We start from the raw sequence: 22707 nt of genomic DNA on the forward strand, positions 1-22707 counted from the left end.
ATGATGGAACCGCATAAGCATCTATGAATAAATGTTACCCCACTTTGCTAGCCACTATGGTATGGGCAGCACTTTACAGTCAGCAAGCACACGCTGACCTTGCAGCACAGTGTATGCTGGGCGTCCCTGTTTACGACAAACCCATTATTACAGGGGACCCTAATAAACTCCCGATTCATATTCAATCTGATGATACACATGGTGAATATCCCTCTGCGGTTGAATTTGTCGGCAATGTAGATATCCAACAAGGCAATAAAACGCTGACAGCCGACAGAGTCAGATTCGAACAAACAGAAGATTCAGTTCCGGTACGGACTATGACCGCAACAGGGAATGTCAGATATGATGACCCTCAAATTATCCTGAAAGGGCCACGGGCCTGGTCCAACTTAACCACTAAAGACACAGACGTGGAACAAGGCAAGTACCAAATGGTCGGCCGTCAGGGACGTGGCAACGCTGATAAAATGATGCTGCGCAATGAAAACCGCTATACCATTTTAAATAATGGGGTGTTTACTTCCTGCCTGCCGGGCAATGATAGCTGGAGTGTTGCGGGTTCAGAAGTCATTCTGGATCGTCAGGAAGAAGTGGCTGAGATTTGGAATGCTCGATTCAGAGTCGCCAATGTCCCCGTATTTTATACCCCTTACCTGCAACTGCCGATTGGTGATAAACGCCGCTCTGGTTTTTTGATCCCTAACGCCAGTTTTTCCAATAAAAACGGCATTCAGATCCTGTTACCCTACTACTGGAACATTGCCCCTAATTATGATGCTACCATTACTCCACATCTGATCAGCAAACGTGGGCTTAAGTTCAATAATGAATTCCGTTACTTAACGAAAGCAGGTTCAGGAACTGTCGCATTGGATTGGATTGGTAATGACCGCCTGTACACAGATGATAAAAAATTCAATCTCAGACCTGAACGGGATAGCAACAACCGCTGGTTATTCTACTGGAACCACAGCGGTGTCATGAACCAGGTTTGGCGTTTCAATGCCGAATATACTAAGGTCAGTGATCCTCACTATTTTACTGACTTCAATTCTCAATACGGTACTAGTACTGACGGCTATGCGACACAAAAATTCAGTATTGGTTATGCACAACGAAACTGGAATGCAACCTTAACAACCAAACAATTCCAGATTTTTACAGTCAGTGACAGCATAAAAGCTTACCGGGCGACACCTCAGTTGGATCTGAATTATTATAAGAATGATTTAGGACCATTTGATTTCCGCACTTATGCGCAATTTGCCAAATTTACCAGCGTAGGTAAAGAGCAGCCAAACGCAATTCGCTGGCATCTGGAACCATCTATTAATCTGCCACTTTCCAATGGCTGGGCGAGCCTCAATAACGAAATTAAGTTGATGGCAACCTATTATCAGCAAGATATTCCTGCTGCTCAAAAAAATTCTCAATTAGAAAAATCAGCAAATCGCGTTCTGCCACAATTTAAATCAGATGCGAAGATGGTGTTTGAACGCGCCATGTATTTTAATCCGGCTTACACCCAGACACTGGAACCCCGCATCCAGTATCTCTACGTTCCTTATAAGAACCAGAATAACATTTACAACTACGATTCTTCTTTGCTGCAAGCCAACTATACTGGCTTGTTCCGTGACCGTTTCTACAGTGGTCTGGATCGCATTTCATCAGCCAACCAGTTTACAAGCGGTATCACTACCCGCATCTATGATGAAGATTTAGTTGAACGTTTTAGCCTGTCTGTAGGTCAAATCTATTACTTTGAAGCTCCGCGTGTTAAAGATATAGAGCCTACTCAGACAGGCCAAAGTACCGTTGGTACTAAGAAAAGAACAGGGTCTACAACCTGGGCCGGTGATGTTGAATGGAAGATTAGCTCATCATGGGGATTCAAAGGTGGAGTTCAGTACGATACCCGCCTGAGCAAAGTCGCAATAGGTAATTCGGTAGTGGAATACCGACGTGATGCTGACCGTCTGATACAATTAAACTATCGCTTTGTTGATCGCGATTATATTCAGGCTACCCTCAGGAGCGCTCCGGCGTACCAGCAGGGCATTTCTCAGGTAGGTATGGTAGGAAGTTGGCCGTTAGGTGATCGGTGGGCGCTCGTGGGAGCGTATTACTACGATACCAAAAAGAAGCAACCTGCCAGTAAGATGGTTGGTATGCAATATAGTACCTGTTGCTGGGCTGTGAATGTCGGTTACGAACGTAAGATCGTAAACTGGAAGAACAACCAAAGTGAATATGACAATAAATGGTCACTCAATGTTGAACTCCGTGGCTTAAGCAATAATTACAGTTTAGGTAGCCTGAAGATGCTGCAACAAGGTATTTTGCCTTATCAACGTGCTTTCTGATACCAATTAAACACAATGTAAACACAATAACCCCGTCTTATGGCGGGATTGATATGATGGGAAACATATGAAGAACTGGAGAACGATTATTCTCGGGTTGCTGTTTGCAATGAACACTACCGCAGTTGCTGCTCCACAGGAACTCAATAAGGTTGCTGCCATTGTTAATAACGATGTCGTACTGGAAAGTGACATCAACAACCGTTTAGAATCCGTTAAAATCAACGCAAAACAAGCTGGTCAACAAGTACCAGATGCGAAAGCATTGCGTCACCAGATCCTTGAACGCCTGATTATAGATGACATCATTCTGCAAATGGCAACACGAATGCAGCTCTCTGTCCCTGAGAAGGATGTGGATTCTGCTATCGAAAATATTGCTGCGCAGAATCATCTGAGCGTTGCTCAACTGAAACAACGTCTGGCTGCGGACGGTATGAATTTCGATACCTACCGCAATCAAATCCGCAAAGAGATGCTGATTGCAGAAGTGCGTAACAACGAAGTACGCCGTCGTGTTTCTATCCTGCCACAAGAAGTTGATTCTATAGCTAATCAGCTCAGCAGCAATGATAACCAGAATACTGAATTGAATATCAGCCAGATTTTGATCCCTCTGCCAGAAAATCCGACACATGCTCAGGCCGAAAAAGCAGAAGCCACTGTAAATAAAATCTTGTCTGAACTTAAAAACGGCAGCGATTTCGGTAAACTGGCTATCACCTACTCCAGCGATACACAAGCCTTAAAAGGCGGCAATATGGGCTGGAACAAATTACAAGAGCTGCCATCACTATTTGCTGAAAAACTCCAGTCAGCTCAGAGAGGACAGGTGATTGGGCCAATCCGCTCTGGGGTTGGTTTTCACATTCTGAAAGTTAATGATATCCGTGGCGGTAATGCATCCGTTGCTGTTACTGAAGTCAATGCCCGTCATATCCTGCTAAAAACATCACCTGTTATGAATGATGATCAGGCCCGCGATAAATTGAGGCAGGTTCGGGAAGAAATCTTAAGCGATAAAACCACCTTCGAAAAAGCAGCAAAAGAGTATTCTGAAGATCCGGGTTCTGCCCAGCGTGGCGGTGAACTAGGCTGGAATTTACCAAGTGCTTATGCCCCTGCTTTCCGCGATGCTTTGGTTAAACTTCAGAAAGGTGAAATCAGCCAACCAGTTCACTCTTCTTTTGGCTGGCACTTGATCCAATTGCTGGATACCCGCAAAGTAGACAAAACTGATGCGGCACAAAAAGATCGCGCCTATCGATTACTGTTCAACCGTAAATTCAATGAAGAAGTGCAAACCTGGCTCCAGGAATTACGTGCCTCCGCTTATGTGAAAATTTTAAATGGTAACGATGCACAATAATAAACCCATCATTATTACCCCCGGCGAACCAGCCGGGGTTGGTCCTGATTTAGTTATTGCCCTTGCTCAATTTGAGTGGCCTATCCAACTGGTTGTGTGTGCCGATCCTGAGCTTATGCTTTCTCGTGCCAAACAATTGAATCTTCCACTGCAATTACAACCTTATTCTCCTGAACACCCACCTTCCTCACAGGCTGCCGGAACACTGACCATTCTGCCCGTTTCTCTCCATACGCCAGCTATTACTGGCGAATTAAACCGAGAAAATGGCAGTTATGTCACAGAAACACTGGCAAAAGCCTGCGATGGTTGCTTGAGTGGTGAGTTTTCAGCATTGGTGACAGGCCCCGTTCACAAAGGCGTTATCAATGATGCAGGGATAGTCTTCACCGGACATACTGAATTTTTTGCTGATCATAGCCAGTGTTCAAAAGTCGTTATGATGTTGGCGACAGAAGAGTTACGGGTAGCATTGGCGACAACACATTTGCCCATTTTGGATGTTCCTAAAGCGATTACCTTTGATTCTCTGCGGGAAGTGGTGACTATCCTCAATCATGACCTAAAAACCAAATTTGGTATCCTGCGCCCTCATATTTATGTATGTGGCTTGAATCCTCACGCAGGTGAAGGTGGGCATATGGGGCGTGAAGAGATAGATGTAATCATTCCGGCATTAGACAGCTTAAGGGAAGAAGGTATTTGGCTGGAAGGCCCATTGCCTGCCGATACCCTGTTTCAGGCAAAATATCTGGATCATGCTGATGCTGTGCTTTCTATGTATCACGATCAGGGGCTGCCCGTGTTAAAATACCAGGGTTTTGGCAGAGCAGTGAATATCACGTTGGGGCTGCCATTCATCCGAACGTCTGTCGATCATGGCACAGCATTGGAGCTGGCGGGGACAGGTCAAGCTGATGTGGGAAGTTTTATCACCGCATTGAATCTAGCAATTAAAATGATACAAAACAGTAATGAATAATAAAGTCCACCAAGGGCATCATGCCCGTAAACGCTTTGGGCAAAATTTCTTAACCGACCAGTTTATTATTGATAGCATTGTCGATGCTATGAATCCACAGCCGGGACAGGCTATGGTAGAGATTGGGCCGGGTTTGGGAGCCCTAACCGAACCGGTCGGCGAGCGTATGGATAAATTGACTGTCGTCGAACTTGACCGTGATCTGGCGGCTCGTTTACACGTCCATCCCAAATTGAAAGACAAGCTGACTATCATTCAGCAAGATGCCATGACCGTTGATTTTGGTCAGATTGCTAAAGCGCAAGAACAGCCTCTGCGTGTATTTGGTAACTTACCCTATAACATCTCTACTCCATTGATGTTTCATCTTTTCAGCTATACTGATGCTATCGCTGATATGAATTTTATGTTGCAAAAAGAAGTGGTGAATCGTCTTGTTGCAGGGCCTGGTAGTAAAGCCTACGGGCGTTTAAGTGTAATGGCACAGTACTACTGCCACGTAATCCCTGTTCTTGAAGTACCACCTACAGCATTTACCCCGGCTCCGAAAGTGAATTCAGCCATCGTGCGGTTAATCCCTCATAAATCTATACCTTATCCGGTTCAGGATATTCGCAAGTTGGCCCGGATCACCACCCAAGCATTTAATCAACGACGCAAAACTATCCGTAATAGCCTGAGTGATCTATTTTCAGTCGAACAGCTATCTGAATTGGGAATCGATCCAAGCACACGAGCTGAAAATATTTCGGTCGAACAATACTGTAAGATGGCTAACTGGTTATCGTCTCAACCTGAAACGGTCTAATTACCGAACATCCGTTGCAGTAACAGGAGGCAGCTATGCTCAACGAACCAAGAGTTTATATTCAAGTTCAAAGCACTTACGTAGAAAGCCAATCAGAGCCGGAACGGCAACGTTTTGTGTTTGCTTATACAATATCAATTCGCAATCTTGGGCATTCCCCCGTGCAACTCATTAGCCGTTACTGGCGTATTACCAACAGTAATGGTCACCAAACAGAAGTTCAGGGGGAAGGGGTTGTAGGAAAACAACCGGTAATCCCACCCGGAACAGAATATCGCTACAATAGCGGAACTGTTCTTGAAACACCTTTGGGCACAATGGAAGGTCACTATGAGATGATTGATCACAGTGGTCATTCGTTTCGTGCGATTATTCCGGTGTTCCGATTGGCTATTCCGACACTGATAAATTAACTATGGCTACATACCTTATCGGCGATATTCACGGCTGTTATCGTGAGCTGATTGCGCTCTTACAACAAGTCGATTTTCATCCTGACAAAGATACGTTATGGCTAACGGGGGATTTAGTCGCCCGTGGCCCTGATTCACTGGCAGTTCTGCGTTATGTTAAACAGCTTGGTTCCGCCGTTAAGCTGGTTTTAGGCAACCATGATCTGCATCTGCTGGCTGTGTATAACAAAATCAGCCGCAATAAATCCAAAGATCAATTGGATGAGTTGCTTGCTGCTCCAGATATCGATGAGTTGGTTAATTGGCTGAGAAAACAGCCGGTATTACAGATCGATGATGAACTAAAGCTGGTTATGACACATGCAGGGCTGACCCCGCAATGGGATCTGGATACAGTCAAAATGTGTGCCCGTGAAGTGGAAGCGATTCTGCTCAGTGACAGTTATCCCCTGTTTCTTAACGCTATGTATGGTGATATGCCCAATAGCTGGTCGCCCAAATTAAGTGGATTAGCACGGTTGCGCTACAGTACTAACGTATTAACACGGATGCGCTATTGTTTCCCGAATGGTCAGCTAGATATGATTTGCAAGTCTAAACCTGAAAATGCTCCTGCTCCTCTGAAACCCTGGTTTGAATTACCACGCAATATCCCTGAGGATTATTCCATTGCGTTCGGCCACTGGGCGGCGCTGGAAGGGCGGGGAACGCCTGCTGGTATCTATGCCTTGGATACAGGTTGTTGCTGGGGAGGCAAACTGACTCTTTTACGTTGGGAAGATAAGCAGTATTTCAGCCAACCAGCCTTAGTTACAGCTTCAGGTTGATTAGACTCGTGATGCTTAGTAATGCCGGAGTGTCTTTTGACACTCCGTATCTCAAATCTGATTGGCAAATAAGATCACTTGCGCCGTTCCAGGATCTCAAAACAGTAGCCATGCGAATTATGTTCATCTGCATCATGGTATTCGGTAAAGATCGAGTTCCATTCATCTGGTTCATAATCAGGGAAATGAGTATCACCAATCACTTCTGCATCAATATGTGTCAGATACATGCGATTAGCCAGAGGAATAAATTGTTCATAAATTTTACCTCCGCCTACCACCATAACTTCCTCAACATCACCTGCCGCAGCCAATGCTTCTTCGACTGAGCTTACCCAAGTGACACGATCGTCACTGGCTGGCTGACGGCTGATTATGATGTTCAGACGCCCCGGTAAAGGACGACCAATCGATTCATAAGTTACCCTTCCCATTACGATCGGTTTTCCGAGTGTATTACGTTTAAACCAGGATAAATCGCCCGGCAGAGCCCACGGCATGGTATTTTCCATACCAATAACTCGATCCATAGCCATCGCAGCAATCAAGCTGATATTCATTAAGTCACCTTACAGGCATGTAGTATAAAAACTGTGGACACTATACGGAAAGGGGTAGTTACAGTCGATAAGATTAGCAATTTTATTCAGAACAAATAATTAGCCTATACATCTAATAGATTTCAAGTTACATCGCAACAAAAAAGTAAACTAGCCTTTATTTAGAATAGGAAAGATTACCCCTGATCACATCAATAACTATGTGACCAGGGGGACTCTTTGCAACTAAACAATAACTTGCAACCAAATTACAATTCTAATTCTATTCGCAAATATTATTTTTTGTCAGCCATCATATGATATGAAACGGCAATACCTGCGGCTTGACCAGCAAGTGAAGGCTCATCGCTGGCTAAGCAAATCCCCGCAATATAGTGATGATCAACAGCATATTTTCTGTATTTTTTCGCGTAACGCTCACCAATACGCAATAAACGCCCATCACTTAACTTAAATAACGCCTCATCAACAGCACCATTTCCCCATACTTCCAAACTTTCGATAACACTATCATTTAGTTCAATCGAACTCGTTTCTGAGGTCACCGTACCAAGTATATAAGATGAGCCGTTGGTAAATGTAATTTTAATACCACCAACTCTAGGTGCATTCCCAATTCTTTGTACATATCCAATCAAGGATTGTATTTTATTGTATTTCCCATTGATTAAAGATGGTTTGAAAGGCTCCTGCATTGCATCGTCTTCTGTAAGAGCCTGAATTCTCATTTTGTTAGTCGGACGATCAAATACAGTCGAATAACTGATAATTTTAGGATAGAAACCACTTTCAAGGCTATTATTCTGTATATGCTCGATTAACTCAATACATTCTAAACCATGTAATAAACAATATCCTCTTACAGATAATAAATTATTAGTGACACTCTCAGCTGTTGATGTGTTTATAGCATCATTATATTCATTAGTATACATCGTATGAATATAGTTCTTGGCCTTACCAACTAATTTATCGATAAGTTCTTTTAATTCATTAACTTCAATATCTGTTAACCCAATATCTTTTTTCTTCTCTATTCCCATTTTCCAATAAGGGATCTGTAACATAATAGTGTTAGTATACATTGGGAGAATCTGATAATTTGTTCTATTATCAAAAGATTTGAATCTTTCATCTACACTAACCAGATATCTTGCCAGGAACATATATGCATCATGACTTTCCTGACTGCCAGGCGAGTTTTTCAGCATAGATTCTACATGTTCCATTTTCCCTTTGATCTCTTGTACTTCTCCATTAAGTATTCCTTTAATGGTTTGTAGAACAGCATTCTCTATCATCTGCTCTACTTTTTGGAGAATTTGCTCCCAAGTATTATCTTTCTGCTGAGGCCAAAATAGTCCTAACAGGAAAGATATTGCTGGGCCCGGACCTGGAATGAATCCTATGCCACCAATAACAGCATCCTTTATGATTGACGACATGTCCCATTCATAATCAGGTGTGGACATTGCATAAAGATCCATGGGCATTACGTCAGTCAGTAAAGGCAATGTTTCATTTGTAGATACAGTAATAGGTGTGGTATTCATAATGTTATTTTACCTTAATACCTTAATTAAGCTGTAGTTAAACAATAACTTTTGGATATTTCTTAAATTAAAATCCATTGGTTATAAATAGTTTTTATATCATTATTTATTATATCCAGTAACAAAGGCCCGCTTATCCGTGTCATTATAAATTACGACTTTACTGTAATATAAAGAGTTTCCAGGTGCCTTTAATATTCCGTCCTCTCCTGCTTTCACTATGATAGAGGAAGATTCGAACCATTCTGATGTGAAAGAATGAGACCAATAAAAAACAGCCCTAACTGTTGGTGCAGGGCCAGAGTTGGCTACATAGTAATCGGGACGTGCTTCAGGAATAATAGGCGTATCAATTCTTGTTGCCTGCACAGAAGAATGTGGTTCTATTGTTATATCACTATAATTACTGACTGTAGGGGGTTCTGATGCTGGTGTATTTGGACCGTAAGTTGTCGATACTGGAGTAGGTTCATTATTACTATTTGTAATAGTAATACCATTAACACCGTTTGTATTTATATTTATTGTGATCATAAAATCCTTTCCTATTGTTAATGAGCAGTGAAAATATAATTTCTCGTTTGTAGAATATTAACTATTTTTATTTTCATGATTTTTTAATATATCATTATATAATTATAGGTTTATCTATAATTATGAATAGTTTCTCCTTACAGTTAATAGTTTATTTTATTAATGGATATATTGAACCTATATTTTTTTGCCGCGGGTATTCTAAACATATTGACAAGGTAGTATGAAATATAAAAAATGGCAACTCGGCTTAAAAATTATATTACTTATTTAAGTGTATACTTCAATAAGTAGATGCGGATAATATTTATTGATAAATATTAATCTTAATAGTGTAAGTGCTAAGTACTGTTATTATTATTAGTGTTACAGCCGTATTTATTTATCTAAACCGAAGATATTTCCATAAGAAATATTTGAATAATACAGTTTATTGATTATTATCAATACCCGTTTTCTTTATTTCTCCTTCAAATCAGACATGCTAACGACCATGAAAAAGGCCTCATAAGAGACCTTACATCCCCGCCGGACTAACAACCAATTGCCCTGCCACCCCATGATCCGCCATTTCCAATATCTGGCTGTAATACATAAAAGGGTAATGTTCATACGATGGCTGCATCATATTCACCAGCAACTCTGTTCTGCCATCAACCCAGACAGTATCTTTCCAGCCATAATCCTGAGGCTCTGGCCGCACACCGTTGTGGTTGATGACCTTGAATCTGGCACCTTCAATATGGAAAGGTTGTGGAACCGAGGTAGTGACTACCCAACGCTCCCATGCCCCCTGGTGGCTGGTTATATCCATACGGCCTGAATTCAATAATGCGCCATTTATCCCTTGTGTTTCATCCCCTAAAACGATCTGCCGATTGCGAATCGAAGTATTAATTTCCGCCGTATCCACTACAAGCTGAGAGGGTAACGCTTCCGTGACCAGGGGTAATAATCCCCCCGATTTAATGGTCAGAACATTCGTTGAGCGTAATTTGTTGGATGGTTCAAACATCTCTTTCAGGCGATCAATCATGCCAGCAGATTCACCTGCGGTAATAACCACACTATCCACTTTTGACATATCCACCAGCACTTCACGACGTTCTCCCGGTGCAAGAAAAAGTGTCTGTACTGCAACCGGGGCTGGCAACAATCCCTGATCAGTCGCAATCATATAAAAAGGGTTACCATCACTGAGCTGCAATTGGAATCGGCGAGCGTTGGCTGCATTTAATAAACGCAGTCTGATCCAACCTTTGGCAACTTCAATAAAAGGATCTTCCACGCCATTAACAACTAATGTATTACCAAGAAAGCCCTGACCAGCTGAGGCTTTGTCATACCGGGGAGTACCAAAATTATCCAACCGTTTGTCTTGCAGAATAACTGGGAAATCATCAACCCCATAATGTTTAGGCAAAGGCAAGTTACGACTGCTTTCATCTTCTACCAACCACATTCCCGCTAATCCTGCATAAACCTGTCTCGCCATTCGGTGTGGTGTATTAGCGTGATACCAACATGTCGCTGCCGGCTGCTCAATAGGAATGACAGGCGACCAATTTCCGTTAGAGGGGATCAGACGTGATGCTCCACCCATTAATGTTCCGGGTACTTGTAACCCACTTACCGTCATTGAAACAGGCTCTGACAAGCGGTTGCTATATATCAGCTTAACGTTATCTCCTTTACGGACACGAATAGTCGGCCCCAAGTAAAGCCCATTGATACCCAATACCGAAGCCTTATTTTTCCCATCAAAAGACCAGTTGGATTTCTGTAGAGCCAAAAACAGAGGCTGTCCGCCGCGGGATTCCAGCAAAGGGGGAACAGGCAATGCCGTTTGTTGATCTTTATTAGCTCGAACCGCAAAAGGGAGCGCCCCTAAACACATTGCCAAACCAGATGCCTGAATAAATTGGCGCCGACTCAGTGACATATTTTCTCCACGGCAGGAATAATCTCCACGACAAGAAAGAATAGCATCCCAATTGATTGCTTATGCATACTCAATAGATTTCGAGTTACATCACGGTGACAAGTGCATGAATTCCCCAATGTGGGGATATTAGGATTTATTATTCTGTCGAATTATGTTCTGTTGATTACGTTTTATCGATTGCGTTTAATAAAAACGTTAACTTATTAAAAAACAATCATATCGCGAATAGGGGATAAATTCTAAAACTATCTTAAATTTATAGTCAGAATTCATCCCCAAACCAGAAAGGAAGGGACTGTAACGCTAGAATATTTAGTTTTAATTCAACTGACTACGTTTGTTAAGTTCGTCTACTTCTTTATCCAGCTCTTCAATCTTGGCTTGCATCATTTGGCGACAATGTTCAGCCAATTCACGCACCTGCTCTTTTGTATATTTCGCCGTATCAATGGGAGGCAACATCTCAACAATAACAGCACCATTATTCCAACGATTGAGTTTTATTCTGTCATGGGTTGAGGAGACGCAAACAGGTACAACCGGTACACCAGCCGCAATGGCCGCATGAAAAGCACCAGTTTTAAACGGCAGTAAACCACGTCCACGGCTGCGAGTACCTTCCGGGAACATCCAGACAGAAACTCGATTCTTTTTGATCTGATCCACAACTTGTGAAATCGTTCCGTGCGCTTTTGTTCGGTTTTCCCTGTCAATCAGGATATTCCCCGTCAGCCAATACAACTGGCCAAAAAAAGGAATAAAGAGCAAACTCTTCTTACCAACAGTCACCGTGCGTGGCTGCACGGCATTCGACATGGTTATCATGTCATAGTTATTCTGGTGATTACCAATATAGATGCTCGAACCATATTGAGAAGTATCTTCAGGAATGCGCTCTATCAATGTGATACCGAATATTTTGTGTAGCTTGCCAAATGCCCGGCCAAAGGTCATCACATGGCTCGGATTACGCGGATTAAATAAACAGTAAATTCCACCAAATATACAGATCAAAATGGTGAACAAAATAACAATGATCCCACGAATAATGGTTAACATAGTTTTCTCTTGCGGTTTCCTGTAGCAAGGCAGGCCAGCATCATACTGGCCCGCTATTAAGGTTATTTGAGATGTTTCTATTTATTACACACTCAGCACTTCTACACGTTCAACGCGCTGTAATCCGCGTGGCAGTGAAGTTCCTTTGCGTCCTCTCTCTGCCCGGAATTTCTGCAAATCCTCAGGGTGAAGCTGCCATTTGCGCTTACCGAAATAAAGCGTAATTGAAGATTTCGGAGACAGTACCAGCAGCCAGCTCAACATATCTTCTCCTGAAGCGGCCTGAGCAGCGGTAATGGAAACAATTTTGTTGCCTTTACCTTTTGAAAGCTGTGGAAGATCTGTGACCGGGAACATCAACATACGTCCTGCTTTAGTGATCGCCAGTAACATATCATCCTGCTCATTGGTGATCTCCAATGGTGGCATGACCTTAGCATTTTGTGGCAACGTGATCAGCGCTTTCCCCGCCCTGTTTTTAGCAATCAGGTCATTGAAAGTACAAATGAAACCATAACCTGCATCGGATGCCATCAAGAATCTTTGATCTTCTTTCGCCATTAACAGATGTTCAACAGATGCCCCTGCCGGTAATGCCAGTTTGCCGGTCAAAGGTTCCCCCTGCCCTCTGGCAGAAGGCAAGTCCAATGGGTCAACGGAATAACTACGCCCCGTGCTATCAATAAAGACCACCGGCTGATTACTCTTACCACGAACAGCACTACGGAAACTGTCACCAGATTTGTAATTTAAACCCGCCGGATCGATTTCATGCCCTTTCGCACTGCGCACCCAACCCATTTGAGACATAACAACAGTGATCGGCTCAGATGGCAGGATATCGTGATCGCTCATGGCTTTCGCTTCTGAACGCTCTTTCAGCGGAGAACGGCGCTCGTCACCATAGTTTTCCGCATCCGCAATAATTTCTTTTTTCAGCAGGGTATTCAGCTTACGCTCAGAACCAAGGATAGCCTGAAGTTTGTCCCGCTCTTTTGCCAGCCCATCCTGCTCACCACGGATTTTAACTTCTTCCAGCTTCGCCAAATGACGCAGTTTCAGTTCCAGAACCGCTTCCGCCTGTGTTTCCGTTAATCCAAAACGCTGCATCAGCACTGGTTTTGGTTCATCTTCACTACGGATGATATGGATAACTTCATCAATGTTAAGATACGCTGTCAGCAAACCTTCCAGAATATGCAAACGCTTAAGTACTTTTTCCAGCCGGTGATTCAGGCGGTTACGTACCGTTTCACGCCGGAAAACCAACCACTCACTGAGAATTTCGACCAAACCTTTTACACTTGGACGATTATCCAGACCAATCATGTTGAGGTTAACACGATAGCTTTTTTCCAGATCAGTAGTTGCAAACAGATGATTCATAACCTGCTCAACATCCACACGATTCGTTCTTGGCACAATCACCAAACGTATCGGGTTTTCATGATCGGATTCATCACGTAGATCATCTACCATCGGCAGCTTCTTCGAACGCATCTGGCTTGCAATCTGTTCCAACACTTTCGCACCGGATACTTGATGTGGCAGAGCAGTAATAACAACATTACTCTCTTCTTTTGACCACACGGCACGCATACGTATTGAACCACGGCCATTTTTGTAGATTTTGCGGATATCTTCTTTTGAAGTGATGATTTCCGCTTCTGTTGGATAATCCGGCCCTTTCACATACTCCATGACTTCATCAAGTGAACATTCAGGTTTATCCAACATAGCAATCAGCGCGTTTGCTACTTCACGTGTATTGTGTGGAGGTATATCGGTCGCCATACCAACAGCAATACCCGTAGTTCCGTTTAACAGGATATTTGGCAGACGCGCGGGCAGCATTTTGGGCTCCTGCAACGTACCATCAAAGTTTGGCACCCAATCTACAGTACCGTGACCAAGTTCACTCAGCAGTAATTCTGCATATTTAGACAGGCGGGATTCGGTATAACGCATCGCCGCAAAAGATTTTGGATCATCCGGAGCACCCCAGTTCCCCTGACCATCCACCAATGGATAACGGTAGGAGAAAGGCTGTGCCATCAAGACCATCGCTTCATAACAGGCTCCATCTCCATGTGGATGGTATTTACCCAGTACATCACCGACAGTACGGGCAGATTTTTTGAATTTTGCACTGTTATTCAGCCCAAGTTCTGACATCGCATAGACAATACGACGCTGAACAGGCTTTAAGCCATCACCGATAAAAGGCAGCGCCCTGTCCATGATGACGTACATGGAATAGTTCAAATAGGCGTTTTCAGTGAATGTGTGGAGCGGTTGACGCTCTACACCATCGTGAGTTATCTCACTCATGTATTAATTTCCTCAGAATCTGTCTTGACTACCGTGCGCTATGCTTCTGTTGGTTACCCTAAGCGGCGCTATAACTCAATCTCGATGGCATCACCCTTTTCTTGCAGCCAATTACGGCGATCTTCCGAGCGTTTTTTCGCCAGAAGCATATCCATAACGGAGAGGGTTTCCTGATAATTCTCATCGTTGATAGTCAATTGCACCAGACGGCGAGTATTGGGATCTAATGTAGTTTCACGCAATTGCATTGGGTTCATTTCACCCAACCCTTTGAAGCGCTGAACATTCGGTTTGCCACGCTTGCGGCTCAGGCGGTCCAATATCGCACTCTTTTCACCTTCATCCAGTGCATAGTGCACCTCTTTACCAAGGTCAATGCGATACAATGGTGGCATTGCCATATAAACATGACCACGTCTTACTAATATCGGAAAATGGCGGACAAACAAGGCGCACAAAAGTGTTGCAATATGCAAGCCGTCAGAATCCGCATCCGCCAGAATACAGATTTTACCGTAACGTAGTTGGCTGATATCTTCACTATCAGGATCAATACCGACGGCTACAGAAATATCATGCACTTCCTGTGAAGCCAGTACCTCATCTGAAGAGACTTCCCATGTGTTCAGGATTTTACCGCGCAGAGGCATAATCGCCTGAAATTCACGATCACGTGCTTGTTTGGCAGAACCGCCTGCGGAATCCCCTTCCACCAGAAACAGTTCAGTGACATTCAGATCCTGTGACGTACAATCTGCCAGTTTACCCGGTAGTGCAGGGCCGTTGGTCAGTTTTTTACGCACGACTTTCTTTGCTGCACGCATACGGCGCTGTGCACTGGCAATTGCCATTTCAGCCAGTTGTTCGGCTTCCTGAATATGTTGGTTCAGCCACAGACTGAAAGCATCTTTGACAACACCGGAAACAAAGGCCGCAGACTGGCGCGATGATAAGCGCTCTTTAGTCTGTCCGGCAAACTGTGGATCCTGCATTTTGAGGGATAACACATAGGCACAGCGATCCCAGATATCATCTGCGGAAAGTTTAACACCGCGAGGCAGTATATTGCGGAATTCACAGAACTCACGCATTGCATCCAACAACCCTTGACGCAAGCCATTAACATGGGTTCCGCCTTGTATCGTCGGGATCAGGTTAACATAGCTTTCTCCCAACAATTCGCCACCTTCCGGCAGCCAGAGCAAAGCCCAGTCAACCGCTTCGGTTTCACCGCTGAGAGTGCCCACAAATGGCGATTGCGGTAATGTCACCAGCCCATTGACGGCTTCCAGCAAATAATCTGTCAGACCATCGGCATAACACCATTTTTGTTCTGTTCCTGCCAGTTTGTCCTTAAAGACAATTTCCACACCCGGACACAAGACCGCCTTCGCTTTCAGAAGGTGAGTCAAGCGCGAAGTCGAGAAGCGAGGAGTATCGAAATAACTTTCATCCGGCCAGAAATGAACACTGGTGCCTGTATTACGTTTTCCGCAACTGCCGATAACTTCCAGTTCCTGCACCTTATCGCCATTTTCAAAAGCGATCTGATGAACCTGGCTGTCACGACGAACGGTCACTTCAACTCGTTTGGACAGGGCATTAACTACTGAAATCCCCACGCCATGCAAGCCGCCAGAAAATTGGTAGTTTTTATTGGAAAATTTGCCACCTGCATGCAGGCGGGTCAGGATCAACTCAACTGCTGATACTTTTTCTTCAGGATGGATATCAACCGGCATACCACGGCCATCATCTATCACTTCCAGAGACTGATCGCTGTGGAGGATCACTTCAATATGCTTCGCGTGACCAGCTAGTGCTTCGTCCACACTATTATCGATCACTTCCTGTGCCAGATGATTCGGACGGGCTGTGTCGGTATACATTCCTGGACGACGACGAACTGGCTCCAGGCCACTGAGGACTTCAATGGCCTCTGCGTTATAACTAGATTGAGTCATGTTGTAATTCTGTCGGTTGCTTCATGATTTAAAGAGGGTCAATCAGTATTGATTACCCTGCGTTTCCCGGGTTACCGATTTATTGGTTGCGGCCTCACCCGAAAATCCATTGGGTAGATACTGTTGATAATACCAGTCACTTACTTGTTTTTGGCAATTTTTTTACTATCACCACTGGTTAGCCCCAAGAAGTCAATGATTTGAGGAAAATAGTATTCGAAACCAATAAAAGCATGATTCCCACCTGATTCGACCGTCTGCCTGCATTGCATCAGGTATGCAACTGCCTGACGGTAATCCAGCACTTCGTCCCCGGTTTGTTGCAATAACCAGATAAGATCCGGTGACTCCAACGGGTCAATGTGCATCACTTTGAGATCATAGATGTGGCTTTGTTCAAGAGTATACCGCTCTTTGGTATAGGGGTTCACGTTTTCCCCGAGATAATCCTGAAGAATATCGAATGGGCGAACCGCAGGATTGACGACTACGGCTGGCAGGCCAAAACATTGTGAAAGCCAAATCGCCAGATAGCCACCGAGTGAAGAACCGACCAAACCAATGTGTTCCCCGGCACGACTTATTACCAGTTCTTCCAGCAAGGCGGCTGCATCTTCAGGATAAGGAGGTAATTGTGGCACCAACATATCTATTTCAGAATGCTGCTGGTGCAGCCATGTTTTCAGCGTATTTGCTTTCTCTGATTGTGGCGAACTGTTAAAACCATGTAGATAAAGTAACGTTGACATTAATACCCGTCCGAATCTAAATCCGGGCAAAATTCATTACTCTTGAGCCTGTGAAGCTGCGTTTGCAATTTCGCTTCTCCCTCGCCAGTCACAGACAATTCAAGATAACGCCAACCCGGGGCCACTGTATCAAGCATAAAATTAGTACAATGTGGTTTAAATTGCACACAGGTTGATGGCGTCGCCATAACACGAATACCATTCCACATGTCATCCAGTTCCTGATGAATGTGCCCACACAGCATTGTTTTCACCTGCGGTTTATCTTTCAAGAATTCTGCTAATGCAGGAGCATTACGTAAACAGTGCTGATCCAGCCAGGTGCAACCCGATGGTACAGGATGGTGGTGCAACATGACAATCGCATAACGATCACTGTGCTCATCCAGGCATTTTGTCATCCACTCAAGCTGATAATCCGTTAATTCACCGTAAGGAACTCCCTGCACTTGACTGTCCAGCATGATTAATTGCCAGTGTTGACCAATGAATATTTGCTTAGAAAGAGGGAGACCCGCAGCTGCCAGTACATCAACCATTGCAGGCTGATAGTCATGATTACCGGGTAACCAAACGCAAGGGGCAGACAAACGGGCAACGCCTTCAACAAAATGTTGATAAGCACCGATAGTTTGATCCTGAACCAAATCACCTGTAGCAACTACCAAATCGATATCGAGATTCTGCTCAAGGATCGCATCCAGCACAGCATGATAACTGCAGTAGGTATTAACACCTAGCAGCGAGTTACCCTTATTAGCGAAAAGGTGCATGTCGGTGATTTGCAATATTCTTGCTGTGGCACCTTTTGCCACAGGTATTTCAAGCAGGCGTTCCAAATGGTTTCCTTTTCCTGTCGATCATAGGAGATTATTCTAACGTACCTTTTCACATAAGATCTGCTGACTGGGGCACACTTCACGTTTCCCAAGGCAAATTTAGAGATTATATCTCCAACCACGCTTTTTTGAGTTTTTCATGGTGCAACGTCAACCACTGTATTGCAATAACTGAAGCCGCATTATCGATAATTCCCTCCTCTACCCATTGGTAAGCCTGTTCACGACTGACAGTCAGCACCCGGATATCTTCATTTTCACCTTCCAGACCATGAATACCAAAAGCAGTAGAAGAATCGACTTCCCCAACAAAAATATGCATACGCTCTGTTGTTCCTCCGGGGCTTGAAAGGTAACTCAATGTCGGTTGACAACGTTTGACCTCAATACCCGCTTCCTCCATCGCCTCACGGCGAACAACCTTCTCGGCATCTTCCCCTTCTTCAATCATGCCTGCAATCACTTCTAGCAACCACGGCGTCTGACTGGTTTCAATTGCCGGAATGCGGATTTGTTCAATCAGAACTACTTCATCACGTATCGGATCATAAGGTAACAAAACGCCTGCATGACCTCGCTCAAACACTTCACGTTTAATGGTTTCGCTCCATCCTCCACAAAACAGACGGTGCCTGAATTGATATTCCGTCATTTTAAAAAAACCACGGTAGAGCGGTTTGCGAGAAATAACTTCAACATCTTGTTTCGTAAAAGTACGTGGTTTTGTAGAAACTAGAGATTTTGCAGAAACAAGCGGTGAGGTAAGATCTTCACGCATAAAGACTCCTGATTGTTATCTTTTAATTACCTATTATTAAAATGTATTTTGTCATATTGGTCTAAATAAATTCATTTTGAAGATACAAACAGACCGGAAAATAAGGCAATATGGCACAAACAGCCACCCTGTCCTGCAAGTATTCTCTGCTAGAATCTGTAATATTGTTTTTTATGCAGAGGCAACTTAGGCAAAATAGCTGCACAACAAGGAACGCAAATGAAAAAATTGCTATCTCTTTTTATCGCTATAAATCTGGTAGGTTTCAGTACCTCAAGCCATGCAGAAGATCTATTGCAAATTTACAAACAGGCAAAAGAAACTAACCCTGAATTGCTTAAGGCGCTGGCTGACCGCAATTCGGTTTTTGAAGGAATTAATATAGCCCGTAGTCCTTTGTTACCTCAATTAGAGCTAGGGGCGGGAGTTAACTATGGCAAAAGTTTTCGCAATAGCAAACAAGAAAACTATAGTACTGATGCGAAGTTAACTCTGAGCCAGACGATTTTCGATATGTCCATATGGAACAAACTGAGTCAGGCTGAAAAGAATGCGGGAATTGCCGATATTACTTACCAAAAAACCCAGCAACAATTAATTCTGGATACTGCCAAAGCCTATTTTGATGTTCTGAGTAAGATTGATTCTCTGACCTATACCGACGCCCAGAAAGCTTCACTGTATCGACAATTAGATCAAACAACCCAACGCTTCAATGTAGGGCTAGCCGCCATTACTGACGTGCAGAACTCCCGTGCCCAATATGACACCATTCTGGCACAGGAAGTTTCTGATCGTAACAACCTGGACAACTCTCTGGAACAATTACGTCTGATTACCGGAGTTTATTATCCACAGCTGGCTTCATTAAATATTGAACGCTTCAAGACAAATAAACCAAAACCTGCCGAAGTTATACTAAAAGAAGCTGAAACCCGCAATCTGAGCTTGTTATCCGCACGTTTGACACAAGATTTGAGACGCGAGCAAATTAAAGAGGCACAGACTGGCTATATGCCAACCATCAGATTATCGGCAAGTACAGGGGTCGATAATGAACATTCCCGTAACGGTCAATACAGCAATCGATATTCTGGAAATAATTCTGTCGGTGTGTCATTAAATCTGCCACTTTATAGCGGCGGTGCAACCAGTTCTCAAGTTGAGCGGGCCAAATATGATTTTGTCGCCAGTAGCCAAGAGCTGGAAAATACTTACCGCAAGGTAATTCAGGATGTACGTTCTTCCTCCAATAATATTTCGGCCTCTATCAGTAGCATTGAAGCTAACAAACAAGCTGTACTCTCTGCCGAAAGCTCATTACACTCCACAGAGGCTGGTTATCATGTAGGAACCCGTACCATCGTTGACGTACTGAATTCCACCTCTAAGCTGTACGAGACGAAACGGAGTCTCTCTCAAGCGCGTTATACTTACCTGATCAATCTGTTAATTAATCAGCAGGCCCGCGGTACTTTAAATGAAGAGGATCTGGCGGCACTGAACAACCTGTTAGGTTCACAGGTTCCAACTTCCGCCAGCAGTATTATTAAAGAGATGAAAACGCCATCAATTCGATGAATTAATGCACTATCGTTTTCAATTAAAAAACGTTACATTAAAGAAGCTATACTAAAAAAGCAGCCCGCCGTTGTGTGGGCTATTTTTTAATAAGATCCCCGGGAGCCATCCCATTGCGCATCATTGGTGGGATTTGCTCTTAATCTGATACCTTTAAGATGGATGTCCCCTATGACAATGAAACGGACAAAAGAGATTAACCGTGATAATTTTCGTAAAGCATGGCGAAATTATCGTCTTGCACCTGTGGCAATCGCTGTCAGTGCGGTTTTCATGCTTTCTGCTTGTGAACAGAACGATGAAACGGTATCGCTCTATACCAATGCCGATGAGTGTTCCAAGGCAAATCCTTCTCAAAGTGAACAATGCACTATCGCTTATAACAACGCTCTGAAAGAAGCGGAAAAAACGGCACCGAAATATGCAACCCGTGAAGACTGTGTTGCTGAGTTTGGTGAACAACAATGTGCTCAGGCCCCTGCACAGGCAGGCGTTGGTAATCAGGCTCAGGCTCAGGCACAAAGCAGCAGCGGTAGCTTCTGGATGCCGTTGATGGCAGGTTACATGATGGGTCGCTTGATGGGCGGTAACTCAGCCCCTTCACAACCGCTGTTCTCATCAAAATCTGCCAGCAGCCCGGCTAATGGCAAGTTTGTTGATGCAACAGGTAAGAGTTATGGCCCGGCTACGGCTGGCGGTCGTACCATGTCTGTACCCAAAACAGCAATGGCACCAAAACCAGCAACCACAACGACCATTACTCGTGGTGGGTTCGGTGATACAGTAGCAAAACAATCCAGTATGCAGCGTTCATCTGCTGGCTCAAGCTCCAGCTCTTCCCGTTCAATGGGCGGTTAAGTCAACGTGAGTGATTAAATAAAGATGAAACGCATTAATATTACTGAGCGCCCGGACTGGCGCGAAAAAGCAACAGAATATGGTTTCAATTTCCACACCATGTATGGTCAGCCCTACTGGAGTGAAGAAGCTTATTATCAATTCAATCTGAGCCAGATTGAAGAAATTGAAGGCACCACCGAAGAACTGCATCAGATGTGTTTGCAGGTTGTGGAAAAAGTCGTCAATAGTGAAGAATTGCTGACAAAGTTTCAGATCCCTAAGCATTGTTGGGAATTTGTCCGTTCTTCATGGGTAACCAGCCAACCTTCACTCTATTCCCGCCTGGATTTAGTCTATGACGGCCAGAATCCACCAAAATTGCTGGAAAACAATGCAGATACCCCGACATCGCTGTATGAATCTGCTTTCTTCCAATGGATCTGGCTGGAAGACCAGATGAATGCCGGCAATCTGCCTTCAAATGCAGATCAGTTCAATAGCTTGCAAGAAAAACTGATTGAGCGTTTTGAGCAGTTACGTGAAAAACACGGGTTTGGCCTGTTGCATATGGCGTGTTGTCAGGATAGTGAAGAAGATCGTGGCACAATCCAATATCTACAGGATTGTGCCTCAGAAGCAGGTATTGCAACAGAATTTTTGTTTATTGAAGATATTGGTCTTGGTGAAAAGGGACAGTTTACCGACTTGCAGGATCAAGTGATCGGTAATCTGTTTAAGCTGTATCCGTGGGAATTCATGCTGCGTGAAATCTTCTCGACCAAGCTGGCTGATGCGGGAGTCCGTTGGCTGGAGCCTGCATGGAAGAGCATTATTTCTAACAAAGCGTTACTGCCAATGCTGTGGAAGATGTTCCCGGATCACCCAAATCTGTTGCCTGCTTATTTTGCTGATGAACGCCCGTCAGAGATGAACAGCTATGTAATTAAGCCTTTCTTCTCCCGTGAAGGGGCCAATATTCGTATTATCGAAAATGGCCGGGAAGTTGCCAACGCCGATGGCCCATATGGTGAAGAAGGGATGATCGTTCAGCAGTTTCATGCTCTGCCGAAATTCGGCGATAGTCATGCGCTGGTAGGTAGCTGGTTAGTCAATGATCAAGCGGCGGGTATCTGTATTCGTGAAGATCGTGAATTAATCACACAAGATCTGTCCCGTTTCTACCCGCACATTATTCTGGATTAAGTT

General features: G+C 43.9%; 19 protein-coding genes. 9 read left to right on the plus strand and 10 right to left on the minus strand.

Annotated features, from left to right (window positions below):
• Positions 1-23 precede the first annotated feature (23 nt).
• The 6 genes from lptD to apaH all read left to right on the plus strand — a co-directional run bounded on the left by lptD (position 24) and on the right by apaH (position 6768).
• Positions 24-2369 (plus strand): LPS assembly protein LptD, encoded by a 2346-nt coding sequence (gene lptD, locus HGO23_RS16965; RefSeq protein ID WP_099135073.1) that lies wholly within the window; start codon positions 24-26, stop codon positions 2367-2369.
• 67 nt (positions 2370-2436) lie between these two features.
• Positions 2437-3738 carry a peptidylprolyl isomerase SurA gene (gene surA, locus HGO23_RS16970; protein WP_209027328.1) on the plus strand — a complete coding sequence of 434 codons (1302 nt, stop codon included), beginning with the start codon at positions 2437-2439 and terminating at the stop codon, positions 3736-3738.
• Positions 3728-4720 (plus strand): 4-hydroxythreonine-4-phosphate dehydrogenase PdxA, encoded by a 993-nt coding sequence (gene pdxA / locus HGO23_RS16975; protein WP_209028814.1) that lies wholly within the window; start codon positions 3728-3730, stop codon positions 4718-4720. Before surA ends, pdxA begins: the two co-directional genes overlap by 11 nt.
• On the plus strand, positions 4713-5528 hold the full coding sequence (gene rsmA, locus HGO23_RS16980) for a 16S rRNA (adenine(1518)-N(6)/adenine(1519)-N(6))-dimethyltransferase RsmA (protein ID WP_099135076.1): 816 nt from the start codon (positions 4713-4715) through the stop codon (positions 5526-5528). Before pdxA ends, rsmA begins: the two co-directional genes overlap by 8 nt.
• Before the next feature lie 35 nt (positions 5529-5563).
• Positions 5564-5941 (plus strand): Co2+/Mg2+ efflux protein ApaG, encoded by a 378-nt coding sequence (apaG, locus tag HGO23_RS16985; RefSeq protein WP_099135077.1) that lies wholly within the window; start codon positions 5564-5566, stop codon positions 5939-5941.
• A 2-nt stretch (positions 5942-5943) separates the two neighbouring features.
• Positions 5944-6768 carry a bis(5'-nucleosyl)-tetraphosphatase (symmetrical) ApaH gene (gene apaH / locus HGO23_RS16990; RefSeq protein ID WP_209027329.1) on the plus strand — a complete coding sequence of 275 codons (825 nt, stop codon included), beginning with the start codon at positions 5944-5946 and terminating at the stop codon, positions 6766-6768.
• A 74-nt stretch (positions 6769-6842) separates the two neighbouring features.
• Here apaH and folA read toward each other — a convergent pair whose 3' ends face one another.
• From folA to nudF, 10 genes are all read right to left on the minus strand, one after another.
• Positions 6843-7328, minus strand: coding sequence for a type 3 dihydrofolate reductase (gene folA / locus HGO23_RS16995; protein ID WP_209027330.1), 486 nt, complete (start codon positions 7326-7328; stop codon positions 6843-6845).
• A gap of 275 nt (positions 7329-7603) precedes the next feature.
• On the minus strand, positions 7604-8881 hold the full coding sequence (locus tag HGO23_RS17000) for an insecticidal delta-endotoxin Cry8Ea1 family protein (protein WP_099135080.1): 1278 nt from the start codon (positions 8879-8881) through the stop codon (positions 7604-7606).
• 102 nt (positions 8882-8983) lie between these two features.
• A complete protein-coding gene (locus HGO23_RS17005; RefSeq protein ID WP_209027331.1) occupies positions 8984-9415 on the minus strand; it encodes a JHE-like toxin PirA in 432 nt (143 codons plus the stop codon).
• A 517-nt stretch (positions 9416-9932) separates the two neighbouring features.
• Positions 9933-11357, minus strand: a complete 1425-nt coding sequence (ftsP, locus tag HGO23_RS17010; RefSeq protein ID WP_209027332.1) for a cell division protein FtsP — start codon at positions 11355-11357, stop codon at positions 9933-9935.
• A 321-nt stretch (positions 11358-11678) separates the two neighbouring features.
• Positions 11679-12419, minus strand: a complete 741-nt coding sequence (locus HGO23_RS17015) for a 1-acylglycerol-3-phosphate O-acyltransferase (RefSeq protein WP_209027333.1) — start codon at positions 12417-12419, stop codon at positions 11679-11681.
• A gap of 84 nt (positions 12420-12503) precedes the next feature.
• On the minus strand, positions 12504-14750 hold the full coding sequence (gene parC, locus HGO23_RS17020; RefSeq protein WP_099135083.1) for a DNA topoisomerase IV subunit A: 2247 nt from the start codon (positions 14748-14750) through the stop codon (positions 12504-12506).
• Between the two features lie 68 nt (positions 14751-14818).
• Positions 14819-16714 (minus strand): DNA topoisomerase IV subunit B, encoded by a 1896-nt coding sequence (gene parE, locus HGO23_RS17025; protein WP_099135084.1) that lies wholly within the window; start codon positions 16712-16714, stop codon positions 14819-14821.
• 140 nt (positions 16715-16854) lie between these two features.
• Complete coding sequence (yqiA, locus tag HGO23_RS17030; protein ID WP_099135085.1) at positions 16855-17463, minus strand: esterase YqiA; 609 nt, start codon at positions 17461-17463, stop codon at positions 16855-16857.
• Positions 17463-18302, minus strand: coding sequence for a 3',5'-cyclic-AMP phosphodiesterase (gene cpdA, locus HGO23_RS17035; protein ID WP_099135086.1), 840 nt, complete (start codon positions 18300-18302; stop codon positions 17463-17465). The genes yqiA and cpdA overlap by 1 nt, the downstream gene beginning before the upstream one ends.
• Positions 18303-18408: 106 nt before the next feature.
• On the minus strand, positions 18409-19080 hold the full coding sequence (gene nudF, locus HGO23_RS17040) for an ADP-ribose diphosphatase (protein WP_209027334.1): 672 nt from the start codon (positions 19078-19080) through the stop codon (positions 18409-18411).
• Positions 19081-19299: 219 nt separating this feature from the next.
• Here nudF and tolC point away from each other — a divergent pair, with 219 nt between their 5' ends.
• The 3 genes from tolC (at position 19300) to HGO23_RS17055 (ending at position 22704) form a co-directional block, all read left to right on the plus strand.
• On the plus strand, positions 19300-20661 hold the full coding sequence (tolC, locus tag HGO23_RS17045; protein ID WP_099135088.1) for an outer membrane channel protein TolC: 1362 nt from the start codon (positions 19300-19302) through the stop codon (positions 20659-20661).
• Positions 20662-20832: 171 nt separating this feature from the next.
• The gene (locus tag HGO23_RS17050) at positions 20833-21519 is read left to right on the plus strand and encodes a DUF1190 family protein (RefSeq protein ID WP_209027335.1); all 687 of its coding nucleotides are present in this window, start codon (positions 20833-20835) and stop codon (positions 21517-21519) included.
• Positions 21520-21543: 24 nt separating this feature from the next.
• On the plus strand, positions 21544-22704 hold the full coding sequence (locus tag HGO23_RS17055; protein WP_099135090.1) for a glutathionylspermidine synthase family protein: 1161 nt from the start codon (positions 21544-21546) through the stop codon (positions 22702-22704).
• The last annotated feature ends 3 nt before the right edge of the window (positions 22705-22707 follow it).

Source organism: Xenorhabdus budapestensis (genome assembly GCF_017743015.1).
In the GTDB taxonomy this organism is placed as follows: domain Bacteria; phylum Pseudomonadota; class Gammaproteobacteria; order Enterobacterales; family Enterobacteriaceae; genus Xenorhabdus; species Xenorhabdus budapestensis.

Bases quoted from the DNA above. Each gene is read 5' to 3' on its own strand.
- lptD (WP_099135073.1), top strand. From the start codon at position 24: ATGAATAAATGTTACCCCACTTTGCTAGCCACTATGGTATGGGCAGCA.
- surA (WP_209027328.1), top strand. From the start codon at position 2,437: ATGAAGAACTGGAGAACGATTATTCTCGGGTTGCTGTTTGCAATGAAC.
- pdxA (WP_209028814.1), top strand. From the start codon at position 3,728: ATGCACAATAATAAACCCATCATTATTACCCCCGGCGAACCAGCCGGG.
- rsmA (WP_099135076.1), top strand. From the start codon at position 4,713: ATGAATAATAAAGTCCACCAAGGGCATCATGCCCGTAAACGCTTTGGG.
- apaG (WP_099135077.1), top strand. From the start codon at position 5,564: ATGCTCAACGAACCAAGAGTTTATATTCAAGTTCAAAGCACTTACGTA.
- apaH (WP_209027329.1), top strand. From the start codon at position 5,944: ATGGCTACATACCTTATCGGCGATATTCACGGCTGTTATCGTGAGCTG.
- folA (WP_209027330.1), bottom strand. From the start codon at position 7,328: ATGAATATCAGCTTGATTGCTGCGATGGCTATGGATCGAGTTATTGGT.
- HGO23_RS17000 (WP_099135080.1), bottom strand. From the start codon at position 8,881: ATGAATACCACACCTATTACTGTATCTACAAATGAAACATTGCCTTTA.
- HGO23_RS17005 (WP_209027331.1), bottom strand. From the start codon at position 9,415: ATGATCACAATAAATATAAATACAAACGGTGTTAATGGTATTACTATT.
- ftsP (WP_209027332.1), bottom strand. From the start codon at position 11,357: ATGTCACTGAGTCGGCGCCAATTTATTCAGGCATCTGGTTTGGCAATG.
- HGO23_RS17015 (WP_209027333.1), bottom strand. From the start codon at position 12,419: ATGTTAACCATTATTCGTGGGATCATTGTTATTTTGTTCACCATTTTG.
- parC (WP_099135083.1), bottom strand. From the start codon at position 14,750: ATGAGTGAGATAACTCACGATGGTGTAGAGCGTCAACCGCTCCACACA.
- parE (WP_099135084.1), bottom strand. From the start codon at position 16,714: ATGACTCAATCTAGTTATAACGCAGAGGCCATTGAAGTCCTCAGTGGC.
- yqiA (WP_099135085.1), bottom strand. From the start codon at position 17,463: ATGTCAACGTTACTTTATCTACATGGTTTTAACAGTTCGCCACAATCA.
- nudF (WP_209027334.1), bottom strand. From the start codon at position 19,080: ATGCGTGAAGATCTTACCTCACCGCTTGTTTCTGCAAAATCTCTAGTT.
- tolC (WP_099135088.1), top strand. From the start codon at position 19,300: ATGAAAAAATTGCTATCTCTTTTTATCGCTATAAATCTGGTAGGTTTC.
- HGO23_RS17050 (WP_209027335.1), top strand. From the start codon at position 20,833: ATGACAATGAAACGGACAAAAGAGATTAACCGTGATAATTTTCGTAAA.
- HGO23_RS17055 (WP_099135090.1), top strand. From the start codon at position 21,544: ATGAAACGCATTAATATTACTGAGCGCCCGGACTGGCGCGAAAAAGCA.